The organism is Variovorax sp. MSC1_012 (assembly GCF_023667525.1).
GTDB classification, from domain to species: Bacteria; Pseudomonadota; Gammaproteobacteria; order Burkholderiales; family Burkholderiaceae_C; genus Variovorax; species Variovorax beijingensis_B.
Map to the genome: position 1 here is coordinate 1,945,666 of NZ_CM174443.1, position 16,739 is coordinate 1,962,404.

Consider the following 16,739-nt stretch of genomic DNA (forward strand, 5'->3'; position numbering starts at 1 on the left):
AATCAAAAGGATTAATTGTTAGGGAATGTGACCAAGACATCCACCTTTCCCGGCCCTTTTCCTTTGCGAGACGTGATCTACCTCACACAAAGTGAAGCTTTGTGGTGAAGATCGAACGCCCTACAAGGATACTTAATTCTTACATACCGCCAGCCGAGTGTGTCGGTTTGGCTGTTTTCTGCACCAAAAAGGCAAAAAAAGAGGCCGGAATCCGGCCTTTTGGGTTCTCCTTGGGGCGGCTCAGGCGGACGAGCTGAACCGCGGCGACCGCCGCTCGATGTTGGCCTGCACGGCCTCCGTCTGGTTCGCGCTTCCGATCAAGGCCTGCTGCTCCACCGATTCGGCGATCAGCAGCTCGGCCGCGCTGTGCGACAGCGCCGCATTGAGCAGGCGCTTGCCCGCCCGGATGGCGTCGGGGCTCTTGCCCGCGATGCCGTGCGCCATCTGAAGCGCCTCTGCCAGCGGATCGGCTGCCAGCCGCGTGGCAAAGCCGAGCTGCAGCGCTTCCTCGCCCGAGAAGATGCGGCCCGTGAAGGTGAGTTCGCGCACCACGTCGCTGCGGGCGAGTTCGCGCATCAGCACCATGCCGCCCATGTCGGGCACCAGGCCCCACTTGATTTCCATCACCGACAGCTTGGTGTCGGGCGCCACGATGCGGATGTCGGCCCCCAGCGCTACCTGGAAGCCGCCACCGAAAGCCACGCCATGCACCGCGGCAATGACGGGCACCGGCACCTCGCGCCAGGCCATCGCAACGTACTGGGCCGCATTCGAGATGCCGTGCGTGCGCGCGGACAGGTCGGTGCCGCCCGCGGCCACGCCCAGCACCGCGCTGGCGGCGCCCTGCCCCATGCGTTCGAAGGAAGCCATGTCCAGGCCCGCGCAAAAAGCCTTGCCCTGGCCCGAGATGACCACGGCGCGCACCGCGGCGTCGCCGCGCAGGGCCTCGCCCGCTTCGATCAGCGCGTCGAACATCGCGGGATCGAGCGCGTTCATCTTGTCCGCGCGTGCAAGCTGCAGTTCCACCACGCCGTCGGGGTGGCGGGTCCATTCGATTCGCTCGGCCATGGCAGTGTCTCCTTCGGTTCCTGCGGCAGTATCGCCCGGCACGGGCGCTCGGCGATGATGGCGCCTGTCGCCTACCCAACACCCCTGGACCCATGACCCTGGACCGCCGGCTCTTTCTGCAATCGGGTGCCGCCGCCGTGGTGGCGCTGCTCCATTCCCAGTGCGCCAGCGCACCCGCCGGCCCGGGCGGGCCTGTGCTCGGCTTCACCGCGGTGCCGGCGTCGCTGCGCGATGCGGTGGTGGTGCCACCGGAATACGAATGGCAGCTGCTCTATCCCTGGGGCACGCCCACCGGCATCGCCGGGCATCCCATGCCGGCCTTCGCGCCCGACGGCAGCAACAGCGCCGCAGACCAGGCGCTGCAGGCCGGCATGCATCACGACGGCATGCACTTCTTTCCGCTCGCGGCGCCGGACCGAGGCCTGCTCGTGATGAACCACGAATACACCGATGAGCAATTGCTCCACGCGGGCGCCGGCAAGGAATGGACCGCCGAGAAGGTGCGCAAGTCGCTGCATGCGATGGGCGTCTCGGTCATCGAGATCCGCCGCACGCGCGATGGCTGGCGCCAGGTGCGGCCCTCGCCCTATGCGCGGCGCGTGCACGGGCGGACGCCCATGCGCATCGCAGGGCCCGCCGCGGGCGCGGCACCGATGCGCACCGCCGCCAATCCGGCCGGCGACGAAGTGCTCGGAACCTTCGCCAACTGCGCGATGGGCGTCACGCCCTGGGGCACCTACCTGACCTGCGAGGAAAACTTCCATGGCTACTTCGGCGGCCCGAAGGAAGCGGCGAAGGACGCCACGCCCGCGCAGCGCCGCTACGGCACGGTGCCGGGCGCGCAATGGGTGGAGTACTGGCGCTTCGAGGAGCGCTTCGACATGAGCCGGCATCCGAACGAGCCCCACCGCTTCGGCTGGGTGGTGGAAATCGATCCCTTCGACCCCGCGGCCAAGCCGGTCAAGCGCACCGCGCTCGGGCGCAAGCGCCAGGAAAGCGCGACCTGCACGCTTGCCAGGGACGGGCGCGTCGTCGTCTACATGGGCGACGACGCGAGGTTCGAATACATCTACAAGTTCGTGAGCCACGGCAAGGTCTCGATGGCCGGCGACGGCTCCCGGGCCTCCGCCAACAGCCGCCTGCTCGACGAAGGCACGCTCTACGCCGCACGCTTCGATGCCAACGGCCGCGGCCAATGGCTCGAACTCGTGCATGGCCGCAACGGCCTCGACGCGAGCAGCGGCTTCGCCGACCAGGCCGAGGTGCTGATCCACGCCAGGCTGGCCGCCGACGCGGTGGGCGCCACCAAGATGGACCGCCCCGAATGGATCGCGGTGCATCCGCAGACCGGCGAGGTGTACGTCACGCTCACCAACAACAGCCAGCGCGGCGAGCCGGGCAAGCCCGCGCCCGACGCGGCCAACCCGCGTGCCGGCAATCTCTTCGGCGGCATCCTGCGCTGGCGCGAGGACGGCGGCGATGCCGGCAGCGCGGGCTTCGGCTGGGACCACTTCGCGCTGGCCGGCGACCCCGCGCAGGCGGGCAGCGGCGCGCACTATCCATCGGACGATGCCGACGTTTTCGGCAGCCCCGACGGCCTGCACTTCGACGGCGGCGGCCTGCTCTGGATCCAGACCGACATGAGCGGCCAGCTCATCGGCAAGCCGCCCTATGCCTCGCTCGGCAACAACCAGATGCTGTGCGCCGATCCGGCCACGGGGCGCATCAAGCGCTTCCTCACGGCGCCCAGCGGCAGCGAGGTCACGGGCTGCGTGGTGACGCCGGACCGGCGCACGCTGTTCGTCAACATCCAGCATCCGGGCGAATCGCGCGATGATGGCAGCGCGACACCCAACAGCGCATGGCCCGACGGCACCGCACCCGGCAGCGCGCGGCCGCGCTCGGCCACGCTTGCGATCCGCCGGCGCGACGGCGGTATCGTCGGGACCTGAAGCCGAAGAAGCACAAAAAAGGAGACCTTGCATGAGCATCCGCATCGTTCGCCTGGGCACGCCGCGCACGGCCGGTGAAGGCCTGCGCATCGGTACCGTGCGCCGCCCGCCGCGCGGCGTTCCGAAGACCGAGTTCGCATCACAGGACTGGTATGACGTGTGGTACCCGAACCTCGCGCCTTCCGCGGAGACCATGAAGCTGGGCCAGGAAGCGGAAACCCCCGCGCAATGGAACGCCTTCATGCGCAAGTACAAGTCCGAGATGGCCGAGGCCGATGCAAGCCGCAGCATCGACCTGCTGGCCGCCCTGTCGCACACCGCGGCGTTTTCGGTCGGCTGCTACTGCGAGGACGAGTCGCGCTGCCACCGCTCGCTGCTGCGCGGCCTGCTGGCCGAGCGCGGGGCGGACATCGCGAACTGATCCGTTCAGACCGGCGGCAGGGCCACGAAGGCCGGCAGCTTTTCCGCAGCGGCGGCAAAGGCTGCGAGCGACGGAAAGTCGGCCGGTGCGACGAATTCGGGAACCATCATCTGCGTGAAGCCCCATGCGACGGCGCTGGTCAGGCCGGCTTGCCCGATGGCGGTTTCGCCGGCCGGCGCCGGCAACTTCGCAACTTCGGCCTCGAGCCCGGCGTAGGCGGCAGCCAGTTGGCCCCGCACCCTGTCGACCCACGGCGCATGCTGCTTCTCGGGCGGGCGCAGCTTGCGCTCGTAGACGATCTGCACCGTCTTCTCGCAGGCCGCGAGCGCGAGCCCCAGCACCCGCAGCGCATGCAGCCGCTCTGCAGCGCCGGCCGGCATGAGGCTGCGGCCCGCGATGGTTTCCGCGTGGTCGATGATCAGCGTGGAATCCATCAGCAGCGTGCCGTCGTCGCACACCAGCGTCGGCGCCTTGACCACGGGATTGATCGCCCGGAACTGTTCGAAGGTGCTGAAGACCGAGATCGACCGGTGTTCGAAGGCAAGCCCCAGCAGGCGCAGCGAAATGGCCGCGCGGCGCACGTAGGGAGAGTCGAGCATGCCGATGAGTTGCATCTTGTTTTTTCCTGAGGGATGAAGCGCAACGATAACGCCTGTCAGCGCTGCGCCTTGTCCTTCTGGTTCTGCGCCTCGATGCGTTCGCGCGCGGCCTGCCAATCGTCGTCGCTCCACTGCCGCAGCTCGTAGAAGTTGCCGCCCGTGGCCAATGCGTTGCCGCCGTCCATCATGATGCTCTGGCCTGTGAGCCAGTCGCACTGGCCCGGCGCCATGAGGAAGGCCGCCAGGTTCTGCAGCTCGCTCATGCGGCCGGTGCGCGCCATCGGGTTGGTCTTCTTGCTGCGCGCGCCGGGCTCCTCGCCGGGATTGAGGCGCTTGCTCATGCCTTCGGTCGGAATCTCGCCCGGCCCGACGGCATTGAGGCGAATGCCATGGCGCGCCCACTCCACCGCGAGCGACTTGGTCATGACCTCGATGCCCGCCTTGCTCATGGCCGACGGCACCACGTAGGGGCTGCCGTTGTCGACCCAGGTCACGATGATGCTCATCACGCTGCGCATCGCATCGCCCTGCTTCCACTTGCCGGCCTTGGCCTCGGCCACCCAGCGCTTGCCCACGGCCTGCGTGACGTAGAAGCTGCCATGGAAGACGATGTTCGCAATGGCGTCGAAGGCGCGCGGCGAGAGGCTCTCTGTCGGCGCGACGAAGTTGCCGGCGGCATTGTTGACGAGCCCCGTGAGCCCGCCGCTCTGGAACAGGCTCTCGACCATGTCGTCGACGCTCTGCGCCACGCGGATGTCGACGCCGAAGGTGTCGATGCGGCGCCCCGGAAACTGCTGGCGCCACCCGGCCGCGGTTTCCTCGCAGACCGACTGGCGCCGGCCGCAGATGGCCACGTCGGCGCCCAGGTCCAGAAAACGCTCGGCCATGGCCCGGCCCAGGCCGGTGCCGCCACCGGTCACGAGAATGCGCTGGCCGCTCATGAGGGAAGGTTCGAACATGGTGGGTCTCCTTGGTCGTTGCGGCAGCGCCAAGGCAGGGAGCGCCGCCATCGCACATGCTACGCGCGCTGCCGGCGCCGCGGCTTGCGAAATCCGGCTCCCCGCGACGAGTCAGAATGGCAGCCGACCTGTTCCCTGGAAATCCGCCCATGCCAGCTTTCACAGCTTCCTCCTTCCAGCCGCTTGCCGGCGTGCGCGTGCTGAGCCTTGCGCTCAACCTTCCGGGCCCCGCGGCGCTGCTGCGCTGCCGGGCCATGGGCGCCGCCTGCGTGAAGTTCGAGCCACCCGCCGGCGACCCGATGGCGCACTACAACAAGCTTGCCTATGCCGCGCTGCACGAAGGCATCGCCGTCCGCACCGCCGACCTCAAGGCCGAGGCCGGACAGCAGCAGCTGCACGCCGAACTCGCGCAGACCGACGTGCTGCTGACCTCGTTCCGCCCTTCCGCCTTGGCCAAGCTCGGCCTCGACCGGGCCGCGCTGCAGGAGCGGCATCCGCGGCTGTCGCAAGTGGCGATCGTCGGTGCGCCCGGCGCACGCGCCGAGGAACCGGGCCACGACCTGACCTACCTCGCCGAAAGCGGCCTCGTCACCGGCACCGAGCTGCCACCCACGCTCTTTGCCGACATGGGCGGCGCGCTGCTCGCAAGCGAAGCCGTGCTGCAGGCCACCCTGCATGGGCGGTCCTCGGCCGGCGCGAACGGGCTGTACCTCGAGGTGGCGCTCAATGCCTCGGCCGACTGGCTGGCGCTGCCGCGCACCTGGGGCCTCACGCAGCCCACGGGCGCAGTGGGCGGCGCCCATGCGGGCTACCGCGTCTACCCCTGCGCCGACGGCCGCGTGGCGGTGGCGGCGCTGGAGCCGCACTTCGCGGCCCGCCTCTGCGAGGCCGCGGGCGTGTCGCCGCCCGACATGATGGCGCCGGCCACGCACACCGCGCTGGCCGCCTGGCTCGCGACGCGCACGCGCGCCGAGCTCGAAGCCATGGGCCGCGAGCGCGACGTGCCGCTGCTCACGCTGGCCGCCTGACGGGGCGGCCGGCCGGCGCGGCCCGCGTCCTCAGGACGCCGGCAGGCGCAGCTCGCCGAGCTTGCGGTCGAGCTTGATGAGCCAGATGCGGGTCGGCCGCTCCAGGTCGGAGCCGCGCGTGATGCGCGCGCCGGCGGCGCCCGCGGGGCAGCCGCTGAGCACGCCGCCGGCGTCGGCCGTGCAGTCCTCGACGCTGCCGGCCAGGGCCTTGCCGTCGGCATCGAGCAGCACCGTACCCAGGCCGAAGTCGTTGTCGTTCACCAGCGCCAGCGTCTGGTCGTCCACGATCGTCAGGCCCTCTGCCTTCTCGGCCAGCCAGCCCAGTGCGTTCAGGTCGAGCAGCTCGGTCTTGCGCATCGTCACCACGCTCGAATAGTCGGCGCTACCCGACGGCGCCTGCGTGATGCTGCTGATCTCCAATTCGTAGTCGAAGGCCTTGATGTCCGTCGCGTTGTCGGGCAGCTCCACCAGCATCAGCTTGTTGAACACCTTGCCGTCGCTCTTGCGCGCGCCCTGCTCGATCACGATGAAGCGGCCGTTGCCCAGGCTCACCACGTCGCCGAGCTTGGCGTTGCCGGTGCGGTCCTTGTCGTACTGGCTGCCGTCGATCGGGTAGGCATAGAGCTTCGAGGTCTCGGTGGCCGGATCGAAGGCGAGCCAGCGCGTGAACTTTGCGATGTGGCGTACGTCGGTGTTGCTGCCGCCCGGCGGCCTGGCCTTGATCGACTTGCCGCTGCCATCGCGCGGATCGATCGGGCTCTGCAGGAAGCCGTGCAGCACGCCACTCGCCGCATCGAGCGTCAGACCTTCCATGCCGCGGTTGGGCCGGCGCCGCGCCAGCACCAGCGGCAGGTCGGCGGCGCCGCTGCCGGGTGCGTATTTCTTCTCGACCACGCCGGTCGCCATGTTGATGCGTGCGATGAAGGGGCCGTACTCGTCGCTGGTCCACAGCACGTTGCGCGCCTTGTCGAGCACCAGCGTCTCGGGGTCGAGCCCGTTGGCGTCGAAGTTGGCCTTGGCGGCATCGAACACGTAGCGGTCGGTCAGCGGCGTCTCGCCGGTCGAGCCCACGCCCGATTGCGGCGGCAGGCCGCTGAGCTTCTTGCCGGCATCGAGCCTGAGCGGCAGGCTCGATGCGAGCACGGCGCCCGTCTTGCCGATGCGCACGATGCCGAAGCTCGGCGCGAACGACGGCGCGGGGAACACCTTGCTGATGCTGGTAGCGCCGTTGCCGCCGGGCACGGGCGCGGTCGGGCCGTCGCCGTTCGGGCCGCGGTCGGTGATGGCATAGAACTCGAGCGTGCCGTCATCGGCCTTGCCCTTGAATGCCAGGCCGGAGCCATAGGCCGGCAGGAAACCCAGCGGAAAGTCGGCCCTGGTCTTCTCGTTGTCGCCCTCGTAGGGCACGTTGAAGGCGGCATCGGCCTGCAACTGGTAGCGGGTGACGCCGAGCCCGATGGTGCCGAGCGCGTTGGTTTGCGTCGTGGCCTCGGTCACCGGTGCGGCAAGGCGCGAGGCCAGTGTGTTCTCGAAGTGTTCGCGCGCCAGCATGCGGCGGCCTGAATCGACCATGCGGGCATTGTAGGGAGCGGGCAGCCCTGCGAGCACCGCGTTGAGCGCGGTGTCGAAGCCCTCGGCAGCGGCGCTGAAATCGAGCGCACCGGCAGTCAGCGCGGCCTTCAGTGCCGGCACGAGGCGGATGCCGTTCGACGGATCGCGGTCGTCGTCGAAGCTCTGCAGCGCCAGCAGGCGATTGACGACCGCATCGGCCTTCACGTCGCTGCCACCCGCCAGGGTCAGCGGCGTGATCGCGTCACCGCAGGCGGCACTGCCGAGCGCCAGCGCGCCGACGCTGAAGACGACGGTTTCGCCGTCCTTGCAGCTGAATTCGCCATTGGCGTTGGTGCTGGCCGCGGCGCTGCCGCCCGCGATGTAGTCGAGGCCTTCGACGGCCGCGTCGAGGAAGGTGCCGGTCTTCGATTGCGCGGCCGGCGGATGGGTGGTGCCGCCACCGCCGGCCACGGGAAATGCCCACCCTCCTCCTCCACCGCCGCTGCCGCCACCGCAGGCGGCAACCAGCGCAGCGGCACCCGCGAGCGCCAGCCACCCGATCCTCGATCCTCTTGTTGTCTTGTTCATCACTTGTCCTTGTCATGCGCCTGCGCAACAGGCACAGGCCCCGGCGATTAGCGCCGCGGCATGTGACAAGCCAGTGAAACCAGGAAGACGAGGCTGTGGGTGCTCAGCGGCCGGCGCCGTCGCGCTGCCGGTCCTCGCGCTTGATCGCGAGGTAGGTGTCCAGGTCGATCTCGTGCAACTGCCGCGGATATTGCTCGGCCGCGGCGAACCAGGAGCGCTCACGCCGCTCGGCCGGCGCGCCGGATTCCGAAGAGAGATAGACGTCGAGCGTGAGGAAATAGCGCATCGCATTGCGCTCCACCAGGCCGCGCGTGCCGCGAATGTACTCGGGCTGGCCATCGGCGTCCTTGCCCACCACGGTGAAGCCCACCTTGTTGCGGCCGAAGGTGGCCAGGTACGCCTGGGTGGCCATGCGCACCATCATGTTGTGGTCGTAGCTGTAGCCGAAATGCAGGAAGCTCCTCTGCCCATCGAGCGCCACCGCTTCGAGCGTGACGCGGTAGTTGCTGGTTCCGAGCGGTCCATTGGCCGCGTTCATCTCGACCGACAGGTACTCCGGTGTTGCGCTGGCCACGCGATAGGCAAAGGGCAGCTGGAACGCCTGCTCGACCGGCTTGTCATAGCGCCGCACCACGAACAGCGTCAGCATTTCGCCCCCTTGCGGCGCGCTGCCGGTGCGGCAGCGGCGGTTGTTGACGTGCAACCTGAGCAGCTCGCACCAGCGGGACGGCTCCTTGAGCGCGGCGCTGATCTCCGGCAGCGAGTGGTCCACCACCGCGTAGATGTCGCCCTGCAGGCCGTTCGGCGTCTCCATCGAGTCGAGCTGGATCGGCCGCCCGAAACCGCTCTGCGCGAGCTTTGCACCCATGCGCTGATGCGTGGCGCGCAGCGCCTGCGCCGCGGCCGAGGCGGGCGCGGAGTCGGGCGACGCCCCCAGGGCTTGCGCAGAAGCTGCGAGCACGACGACGCCCGCCAGTGTGCGAACCCATGAAACCGGCAAGGAGAACGGACTGCTCATGGGCCACACCATACACAACGGGCGGCCGGCGAGCCCCTGGCTTGCCCCGGGACTGAACTCAGCGCGGCTTGCGGATGCTGCCGCGCACCGGGCCGGCCGAGGCCTTGCGCGGCGCCGGTGCCGAACCGTTGTCCCGCGGCGGCAGGCCTGTGTGCTGCGTGAGGATGCGGCCCTTCGAGGGCTTCACGGGCGCCAGCCGGACCGGCGCCGACGCCTTGGCCGCCACCGGCGCGGAGGTCGAGTTTTTGCGCCGGGCGCTCGTGTAGCCGCCATCGGTCAGCGGCTGCCACGTCGGGATCAGGTGGTGCTTGCCATTGCCGATCAGGTCGGCGCGGCCCATGCTCTTGAGCGCCTCGCGCAGCAGCGGCCAGTTGTTGGCGTCGTGGTAGCGCAGGAAGGCCTTGTGCAGGCGGCGGCGCTTGTCGCCGCGCACGATGTCCACCGTCTCGCTCTCGCGCGTGATCTTGCGCAGCGGGTTCTTGTTGGTGTGGTACATCGTCGTGGCCGTGGCCATCGGGCTCGGGTAGAACGTTTGCACCTGGTCGGCGCGGAAGCCGTTCTTCTTGAGCCAGATCGCGAGGTTCATCATGTCCTCGTCGCTGGTGCCCGGATGCGCGGCAATGAAGTACGGAATCAGGTACTGCTTCTTGCCCGCCTCGGCCGAGAACTTCTCGAACATCTGCTTGAACTTGTCGTAGCTGCCGATGCCGGGCTTCATCATCTTGGTGAGCGGGCCCTGCTCGGTGTGCTCGGGCGCGATCTTCAGATAGCCGCCGACGTGGTGCTGCACCAGCTCCTTCACGTACTCGGGCGACTGCACGGCCAGGTCGTAGCGCAGGCCGGAGCCGATCAATATCTTCTTGATGCCCTTGAGCGCACGGGCCCGGCGGTAGATCTTGATGAGCGGATCGTGGTTGGTGCCCAGGTTCGGGCAGATGCCGGGGTACACGCAGCTGGGCTTGCGGCACGCCGATTCGATCTCGGGGCTCTTGCAGCCGAGCCGGTACATGTTGGCCGTGGGGCCGCCAAGGTCGGAGATGGTGCCGGTGAAGCCGCTCACGCTGTCGCGGATGGCCTCGACCTCCTTGATGATCGATTCTTCCGAACGGCTCTGGATGATGCGGCCCTCGTGCTCGGTGATCGAGCAGAAGGTGCAGCCGCCGAAGCAGCCGCGCATGATGTTCACGCTGAAGCGGATCATTTCCCACGCGGGAATCTTGGTGGCGCCGTCGTGGCTGCCGTTCTCGTCGGCGTAGCGCGGATGCGGGCTGCGCGCATACGGCAGGTCGAAGACGTGGTCCATCTCGGCCGTGGTGAGCGGGATCGGCGGCGGGTTGATCCACACGTCGCGCGCCGTGGCGCCCTCGCCGTGCGCCTGCACCAGCGCGCGGGCGTTGCCCGGGTTGGTCTCGAGATGCAGCACGCGGTTGGCGTGCGCGTAGAGCACCGGGTCGGCGCGCACCTGCTCGTACGACGGCAGGCGGATCACGCTGCGGTCGCGCGGCGGCACCTTGATCCTCGCGCGCGGCTGGAGCGCGGGGTTCGGCACGAAGGTCAGCGGCTTGATGGCCGGGTTCACCGGGTTCGCCGCCGCAGCACCTGCCTCGGCGGCCTGCGCCACGGCCTGGGCCTCGTCTTCCTTCGCGCAGGTGGCGCCGTTGGCCTTGGCCTGCTCGGACACCATCAGGTAGGGGTTGACGTGGGCTTCGACGCGGCCGGGTTCGTCCACGCTGGTGGAGTTGATCTCGAACCAGTCCGCGGGTGTGTCGCGCCGCACGAACGCGGTGCCGCGCACGTCGGTGATCTCGTGCACCGGTTCGCGAGCTGCCAGCCGGTGCGCGATCTCGACGATGGCGCGCTCGGCGTTGCCGTACAAGAGCAGGTCGCACTTCGAATCGACCACGATCGAGCGGCGGACCTTGTCCTGCCAGTAGTCGTAGTGGGCGATGCGGCGCAGCGACCCTTCGATGCCGCCGAGGATGATCGGCACGTCGTTCCAGGCTTCCTTGCAGCGCTGCGAATACACGATGGCCGCGCGGTCGGGCCTGGCGCCGCCGACGTCGCCGGGCGTGTAGGCGTCGTCGCTGCGGATCTTCCGGTCCGCCGTGTAGCGGTTGATCATCGAATCCATGTTGCCGGCGGTCACGCCGAAGAACAGGTTCGGCTTGCCCAGCGCCTTGAAAGGCTCGGCACTCTGCCAGTCGGGCTGGGCAATGATGCCCACGCGGAAGCCTTGCGCCTCGAGCATGCGGCCGATCACGGCCATGCCGAAGCTCGGGTGGTCGACGTAGGCGTCGCCCGTCACCACGATGATGTCGCAGCTGTCCCAGCCGAGCGCATCCATTTCCTTGCGCGTGGTCGGCAGGAATTTGGCCGTGCCGAAACGGGCCGCCCAGTACTTGCGGTAGCTGGTCAGCGGCTTGGCGGCACGCGCAAAAAAGGAGACGTCGACGGGGGCGTTCATCAGTGGGGAAGTTGGCAGCGGCGGCTTGGCGGGCACGGCGCTGCAGTGGGCAACCCGCGATTTTAGGGTTTTCCACCACTTCTGTCGCGCTGGCGCCTGTTGACGCGCCTGAAGCAAGGCCTTTAAATGGTTGCCTCAGTCAATCATTAATATGACAACAGCAACCATTCAGGACAATTCGCCTCCGCCCGACGCCGTCGCCGTCAAGGCAATCCGGCGCTTCAACCGCTTCTACACGAGCCGCATCGGCGTGCTCGACCCCTACCTTGGCAGCGACATGTCGCTGACCGATGTCCGGGTGCTGTACGAACTGGCCCACCGGGAAACGCCCGTGGCCAGCGAGATCGGCCGCGACCTTCGGCTCGACGCCGGCTACATGAGCCGCATCCTGCGCCGCTTCGAGGCGGCCGGCTGGCTCACGCGCGCGCCCCACCCGCGCGACGCGCGGCAAAGCGTGCTGCACCTCACCGAAGCCGGCCACGCCGCATTTGCGCCGCTGCAACAGAAATCGCGCGACGAGGCGGCCGCGCTGCTTGCGCCGATGCCCCCGCACGAGCGCCAGCAGGTGATCGACGCCATGGCCCGCATCGAGCGCGTGCTCGATCCCGCTGCGGCCCCTGCGGCGCGCACGCGCACCATCGTGCTGCGCGACCCGCTGCCCGGCGACATGGGCTGGGTGGTGCAGCAGCACGGCGAACTCTATGCGCGCGAGTACGGCTGGAACAGCGAGTTCGAGGCGCTGGTGGCCGACATCGTGGCCCAGTTCGTGCGCAAGTTCCAGCCCGCGTGGGAGAAGTGCTGGATCGCCGAGCTCGATGGCGAACGCGTGGGCGCGATCTTCGTGGTGCGCAAGTCGGCTTCCACGGCCCAGCTGCGCCTGCTGCTGCTCTCGCCCTCGGCGCGCGGCCTGGGCCTGGGCGCACGCCTGACCGATGAATGCATTGCCTTCGCGCGTGCGAAGGGTTATCGCAAGATGGTGCTCTGGACCAACAGCTGCCTGGAAGCCGCCCGCGCTATTTACGCCAAGCGCGGCTTCAAGCTGGACAAGTCCGAGCCCTACGAAGGCTTCGGCCAGCAGCTGGTCGGCGAGACCTGGTCACTCAAGCTGCAGTAGACGAAGCGGTTCGCCGGCTTCTGATCCATAGCTTTCGAAGCAAGGGCGCAAGCCACACCAGCAGCACCACGACCGCCAGCGAAGCGGCAATCGGCCGCGACACGAAGCCGGCCAGGTTGCCGTCCGACTTGATCATCGAGGTGATGAAGTTCTCCTCGAGCATGCCGCCGAGCACCACGCCGAGGATCGCCGGCGCAATGGGAAAGCCGTTCTCCTCGAGCAGGTAGGCCACGATGCCTGCGACGAGCATCACGCCCACGTCGAACAGCGAATTGTTGATGGCGAACGCGCCGACGATGCAGAACAGCAGGATGAGCGGCATCAGCACGTTGCGCGGCACCCGCAGGATGCGCTTGGACACCTTGATGCACAGGATGCCCAGCGGAATCATGATGATGTTGGCGATGATGAACAGCATGAACACCGCATAAATGTTCTGCGGGTTGGTGGTGAACAGCGTCGGCCCCGGATTGAGGTTCTTCATGTAGAGCACGCCGATCACGATGGCCGTGATCGAGTCGCCCGGAATGCCGAACACCAGCGCCGGAATCCAAGCGCCGGCCAGCGCGCTGTTGTTGGCCGAACCCGATTCGACAATGCCTTCGACATGGCCCGTGCCGAACTTCTCGGGCTCCTTGGAGAACTTCTTGCTCATGGCGTACGACATCCACGCCGCGATGTCGGCACCCGCGCCGGGCAGCGCACCCACTGCCGTACCCAGCACGCTGCCACGCAGTATCTGCACCGGGTATTTTTTGGCCAGCGCCCACTGCCCCGAGAGCACGCGCCCCACTTTCTCGACCACGATCTCGCCGGGCGGCAGCGTGTCGAGCGCGAAGCGGATCACCTCCGAGACGGCGAACATGCCGATCATCATCGGGATCATGCCGATGCCGCCGGTCATCTCCGCATTGCCGAAGGTGAAGCGCGGAAAGCCCGCCGGATTGCCGAGCCCCACGCAGGCCACCAGCAGGCCGAGCAGCAGCGTGATCATTCCCTTGAGCGGCCGGTCGGAGGTGATGAACACCGCGCAGGTCAGCCCCAGCAGCACGAGCCAGAAGTACTCGAAGGAACTGAAGTTGAGCGCGAAGTCGGCGAGCGCCGGTGCCGCCACGATCAGCACCACCGTGCCGAAAAGACCGCCCACGGCCGAGAACACGAGCCCCGCACCCAGTGCCGTCTCGGCCATGCCCTTGCGCGTCATCGCGAAGGCTTCGTCGGTGTAGGCGGCGGACGCAGGCGTGCCCGGAATGCGCAGCAGGCAGCCCGGAATGTCGCCCGAGAAGATGGCCATGGCGGTGGCCGTCACCATGGCCGCGATGGCCGGAATCGGCGGCATGAAGAAGGTGACCGGCACCAGCAGCGCCACCGCCATGGTGGCGGACAGCCCCGGTACCGCGCCGACGAACAGGCCATAGAGCGAGGCCAGCACCATCACGAGAATGGTGTAGGGCTCGAAGACCATCGAGAAAGCCTGCAAGAGTGCTGCCGACATGAATGGATGTTTCCGGTTACCAGGCGATGGGTGTCAGGACGCCCCAGGGAAGCGGAACGCGCAGCAGCTTGGAGAACGCGGTATGGATCACCAGCGTGGCAATCAGCGCAATCAACAGTGCGCGGCCCGGCGGCACGCGCATGGCGAGCATCAGCGCCAGCAGCGAGATCGCCGCGGTCGGCAGGAAGCCGAGCCGCTCGGAGGCGAAGATGTAGAACAGCACCGCGCCAATGACCAGCGCGGCGGCCAGCACGTGGCGCGGCGAAGCGGCCCAGTCGCCGAGCCGCACCCAGGCCGCGGCGCGGCGCTCGCGCCAGCCCTTGGCCAGCAGCATCGCACCGCAGATGCACAGCCCGATGGCCAGGAGCCCCGGAAACAGCGCCGGCCCCACCTGCTGGCCCGGTATGCCCGGATAGCCCCGCACCACGGCAAGCACCACGATACCGAGCGCCAGCAGGATCGCACCGAAGATCGCGTCGTTGAATTTCATCGCGCCGCACCTCCGCCCGGCGCGGGCGTGCGCCGTCCGGCGCTCACTTGACGATACCCACGGCCTTCATCGTGGCGCCGAGCTCGGCATCGGACTTGGCCATGTAGGCGGCGAAGTCGTCGGGGCCCGCATAGATCACGCCAAATCCGCGCGAGGCCATGAAGTCGGTGTACTCCTTGCTCGCCACCACTTTCCTGAGCGCACCCGCGAGCTTGTCGCGCACGTCGGCCGGAAGCCCCTTGGGCGCGACGATGCCGCGCCAGGCGGCCATCGACCAGTCGCTGCCGATGGCCGCCTTGAGCGTGGGCACGTTGGGATACAGCGCCGAGGGCTTGTCGCTCATGATCGCAAGGCTCTTGATCTTGCCCGCATCGATCAGCGAACGCGCCTCGGGCAGCGAGACCGGCGCGATGTCGACGCCACCCGCGACCACATCCTGCAGGCCCGGCGCCGCGCCATTGCTCGGCACCCACGGCACGGCCGCAGGATCGATCTTCTGGTCGCGCAAGAGGCCCGCGATGGCCAGGTGCCAGATGCCGCCCTGCCCCGTGCCGGAGGCCTTGAGCTTGCCGGGACTGGCCTTGATGGCCGCCAGCAGTTCGGCCACGGTCTTGTAGGGCGCGTCGGCCCGCACCTGGATGCCGGCCGGATCGAGATTGGCCAGGCCGATCGGCGTGTACGAGGCGCTGGTCAGCGGCGTCAGCCCCTGCCAGTGCATCATGCCGATCTCGACCGTGGCCATGCCGATGGTGTAGCCGTCAGGCGGTGCGGCGGCAATGGCCGCATGGCCCACCACGCCGTTGCCGCCGGTGCGGTTCACCACCGTCATCGGCTGGCCGAGTTCCTTTTCGAGCAGGCTCGCGATGATGCGCGCCGTGGCATCGGTGCCGCCGCCCGCACCCCAGGGAACGATCAGCGTGACAGGCCGGCTCGGATAAGCCTGGGCAGCCGCGGGCGCGGCCGCTGCAAACAGCGCGAGCCCTGCTGCGACGCCTGCGGCATGGGACACGAACGAGCGGCGCGAAAAGAAGCCGGCGGAACGAACACGCATGGTTTTTGTCTCCTGACGAAAGTCATTGGTATGACGATTGAACGGCAAGCAGGTTTTTCTCACAGTTCGCTCGCCAGAGACATTAGGGTGAACCATCGTGCGCCGCGCGAGGCGGCGTCTTTTCGCTACTGCATGAACCAGCCGTGGCTCACCACCAGCGACTGGCCGGTCAACGCATTGGTCGGGAAGGCCGCGAACAGCAGCGCCACGCGCGCCACGTCGTCGGTGGTGGTGAATTCGCCATCGACCGTTTCCTTCAGCATCACGTTCTTGATGACCTGTTCCTCGGTGATGCCGAGCGTCTTCGCCTGCTCGGGAATCTGCTTCTCGACCAGCGGCGTGCGCACGAAGCCCGGGCAGATCACGTTGGCGCGCACGCCGTGCTTCGCGCCTTCCTTCGCAACCGTCTTGGCCAGGCCGATGAGGCCGTGCTTGGCGGTGACGTAGGGCGCCTTCAGCAGCGAAGCTTCCTTGGAGTGCACCGATCCCATGTAGATCACGCTGCCGCCGCGGCCCTGGGCGTACATGTGCTTGAGGCAGGCCTTGGTGGTGAGAAAGGCGCCGTCGAGGTGGATCGCGAGCATCTTCTTCCAGTCGGCAAAGCTGAATTCCTCGACCGGATGAACGATCTGCACGCCCGCGTTGCTGACCAGGATGTCGATGCCGCCGAAGGCCTTGGCCGCCTCTTCGACCGAGGCATCGACCTGCTCTTCGCTGGTCACGTCCACCGCCACGCCCAGGGCCTGCGCGCCCGTTGCCTGGAGCTCGGCCGCGGTGGCGTCGGCGGCCTGCTTGTTGAGGTCGGCAATGACGACCTTGGCACCCTCGCGCGCAAACAGAATGGCAATCTCCTTGCCGATGCCGCTGGCCGAACCGGTGATGTAGGCGACCTTGTCCTTGAGTTGCATGGTGAATGTCCTTGAGGTTGAAAAGAAAACGGG

General features: G+C 68.0%; 14 protein-coding genes. 4 read left to right on the forward strand and 10 right to left on the reverse strand.

Going from position 1 to position 16,739, the window contains the following annotated elements; genetic code table 11:
- Positions 1-240: 240 nt before the first annotated feature.
- Positions 241-1,068 carry a crotonase/enoyl-CoA hydratase family protein gene (locus L1081_RS09200; RefSeq protein ID WP_489416141.1) on the reverse strand — a complete coding sequence of 276 codons (828 nt, stop codon included), beginning with the start codon at positions 1,066-1,068 and terminating at the stop codon, positions 241-243.
- Positions 1,069-1,160: 92 nt separating this feature from the next.
- Between L1081_RS09200 and L1081_RS09205 the strand changes: the two genes are divergently transcribed.
- Complete coding sequence (locus L1081_RS09205; RefSeq protein ID WP_489416142.1) at positions 1,161-3,020, forward strand: alkaline phosphatase PhoX; 1,860 nt, start codon at positions 1,161-1,163, stop codon at positions 3,018-3,020.
- Between the two features lie 31 nt (positions 3,021-3,051).
- Positions 3,052-3,441, forward strand: a complete 390-nt coding sequence (locus L1081_RS09210) for a DUF488 domain-containing protein (protein ID WP_125965692.1) — start codon at positions 3,052-3,054, stop codon at positions 3,439-3,441.
- Between the two features lie 5 nt (positions 3,442-3,446).
- On the opposite strand, the gene L1081_RS09215 is transcribed toward L1081_RS09210, so the two are convergent.
- A complete protein-coding gene (locus L1081_RS09215) occupies positions 3,447-4,055 on the reverse strand; it encodes a glutathione S-transferase N-terminal domain-containing protein (protein WP_489416143.1) in 609 nt (202 codons plus the stop codon).
- Between the two features lie 41 nt (positions 4,056-4,096).
- Positions 4,097-4,999 (reverse strand): SDR family oxidoreductase, encoded by a 903-nt coding sequence (locus L1081_RS09220; RefSeq protein ID WP_489416144.1) that lies wholly within the window; start codon positions 4,997-4,999, stop codon positions 4,097-4,099.
- A 149-nt stretch (positions 5,000-5,148) separates the two neighbouring features.
- Here L1081_RS09220 and L1081_RS09225 point away from each other — a divergent pair, with 149 nt between their 5' ends.
- Positions 5,149-6,027 (forward strand): CoA transferase, encoded by an 879-nt coding sequence (locus L1081_RS09225; protein WP_489416145.1) that lies wholly within the window; start codon positions 5,149-5,151, stop codon positions 6,025-6,027.
- Positions 6,028-6,057: 30 nt separating this feature from the next.
- On the opposite strand, the gene L1081_RS09230 is transcribed toward L1081_RS09225, so the two are convergent.
- The 3 genes from L1081_RS09230 to L1081_RS09240 form a co-directional block, all read right to left on the reverse strand.
- On the reverse strand, positions 6,058-8,166 hold the full coding sequence (locus L1081_RS09230) for an esterase-like activity of phytase family protein (RefSeq protein ID WP_489416146.1): 2,109 nt from the start codon (positions 8,164-8,166) through the stop codon (positions 6,058-6,060).
- Between the two features lie 103 nt (positions 8,167-8,269).
- Positions 8,270-9,184: a hypothetical protein gene (locus tag L1081_RS09235; protein ID WP_489416147.1), complete on the reverse strand. Its 915-nt coding sequence runs from the start codon at positions 9,182-9,184 to the stop codon at positions 8,270-8,272.
- A gap of 58 nt (positions 9,185-9,242) precedes the next feature.
- Positions 9,243-11,648, reverse strand: a complete 2,406-nt coding sequence (locus L1081_RS09240; protein WP_489416148.1) for a YgiQ family radical SAM protein — start codon at positions 11,646-11,648, stop codon at positions 9,243-9,245.
- Positions 11,649-11,799: 151 nt separating this feature from the next.
- On the opposite strand from L1081_RS09240, the gene L1081_RS09245 reads away from it, so the two are divergent.
- Complete coding sequence (locus L1081_RS09245; protein WP_489416149.1) at positions 11,800-12,762, forward strand: GNAT family N-acetyltransferase; 963 nt, start codon at positions 11,800-11,802, stop codon at positions 12,760-12,762.
- Here the strand turns inward: L1081_RS09245 and L1081_RS09250 are convergent.
- The 4 genes from L1081_RS09250 to L1081_RS09265 all read right to left on the reverse strand — a co-directional run bounded on the left by L1081_RS09250 (position 12,749) and on the right by L1081_RS09265 (position 16,706).
- The gene (locus L1081_RS09250; protein ID WP_489416150.1) at positions 12,749-14,257 is read right to left on the reverse strand and encodes a tripartite tricarboxylate transporter permease; all 1,509 of its coding nucleotides are present in this window, start codon (positions 14,255-14,257) and stop codon (positions 12,749-12,751) included. The two genes, L1081_RS09245 and L1081_RS09250, sit on opposite strands and share 14 nt — an antisense overlap.
- Before the next feature lie 16 nt (positions 14,258-14,273).
- A complete protein-coding gene (locus L1081_RS09255) occupies positions 14,274-14,747 on the reverse strand; it encodes a tripartite tricarboxylate transporter TctB family protein (RefSeq protein WP_489416151.1) in 474 nt (157 codons plus the stop codon).
- A 43-nt stretch (positions 14,748-14,790) separates the two neighbouring features.
- Entirely contained in the window at positions 14,791-15,798 is a 1,008-nt protein-coding gene (locus tag L1081_RS09260; RefSeq protein WP_489416152.1) for a tripartite tricarboxylate transporter substrate-binding protein, read from the reverse strand.
- Positions 15,799-15,923: 125 nt separating this feature from the next.
- Positions 15,924-16,706, reverse strand: a complete 783-nt coding sequence (locus tag L1081_RS09265) for a 3-hydroxybutyrate dehydrogenase (protein ID WP_489416153.1) — start codon at positions 16,704-16,706, stop codon at positions 15,924-15,926.
- Positions 16,707-16,739: the final 33 nt, after the last annotated feature.

What these genes read in the sequence shown, in the direction of transcription:
- L1081_RS09200 (WP_489416141.1), bottom strand. Translation starts at nt 1,068, where the DNA reads ATGGCCGAGCGAATCGAATGGACCCGCCACCCCGACGGCGTGGTGGAA.
- L1081_RS09205 (WP_489416142.1), top strand. Translation starts at nt 1,161, where the DNA reads ATGACCCTGGACCGCCGGCTCTTTCTGCAATCGGGTGCCGCCGCCGTG.
- L1081_RS09210 (WP_125965692.1), top strand. Translation starts at nt 3,052, where the DNA reads ATGAGCATCCGCATCGTTCGCCTGGGCACGCCGCGCACGGCCGGTGAA.
- L1081_RS09215 (WP_489416143.1), bottom strand. Translation starts at nt 4,055, where the DNA reads ATGCAACTCATCGGCATGCTCGACTCTCCCTACGTGCGCCGCGCGGCC.
- L1081_RS09220 (WP_489416144.1), bottom strand. Translation starts at nt 4,999, where the DNA reads ATGTTCGAACCTTCCCTCATGAGCGGCCAGCGCATTCTCGTGACCGGT.
- L1081_RS09225 (WP_489416145.1), top strand. Translation starts at nt 5,149, where the DNA reads ATGCCAGCTTTCACAGCTTCCTCCTTCCAGCCGCTTGCCGGCGTGCGC.
- L1081_RS09230 (WP_489416146.1), bottom strand. Translation starts at nt 8,166, where the DNA reads ATGAACAAGACAACAAGAGGATCGAGGATCGGGTGGCTGGCGCTCGCG.
- L1081_RS09235 (WP_489416147.1), bottom strand. Translation starts at nt 9,184, where the DNA reads ATGAGCAGTCCGTTCTCCTTGCCGGTTTCATGGGTTCGCACACTGGCG.
- L1081_RS09240 (WP_489416148.1), bottom strand. Translation starts at nt 11,648, where the DNA reads ATGAACGCCCCCGTCGACGTCTCCTTTTTTGCGCGTGCCGCCAAGCCG.
- L1081_RS09245 (WP_489416149.1), top strand. Translation starts at nt 11,800, where the DNA reads ATGACAACAGCAACCATTCAGGACAATTCGCCTCCGCCCGACGCCGTC.
- L1081_RS09250 (WP_489416150.1), bottom strand. Translation starts at nt 14,257, where the DNA reads ATGTCGGCAGCACTCTTGCAGGCTTTCTCGATGGTCTTCGAGCCCTAC.
- L1081_RS09255 (WP_489416151.1), bottom strand. Translation starts at nt 14,747, where the DNA reads ATGAAATTCAACGACGCGATCTTCGGTGCGATCCTGCTGGCGCTCGGT.
- L1081_RS09260 (WP_489416152.1), bottom strand. Translation starts at nt 15,798, where the DNA reads ATGCGTGTTCGTTCCGCCGGCTTCTTTTCGCGCCGCTCGTTCGTGTCC.
- L1081_RS09265 (WP_489416153.1), bottom strand. Translation starts at nt 16,706, where the DNA reads ATGCAACTCAAGGACAAGGTCGCCTACATCACCGGTTCGGCCAGCGGC.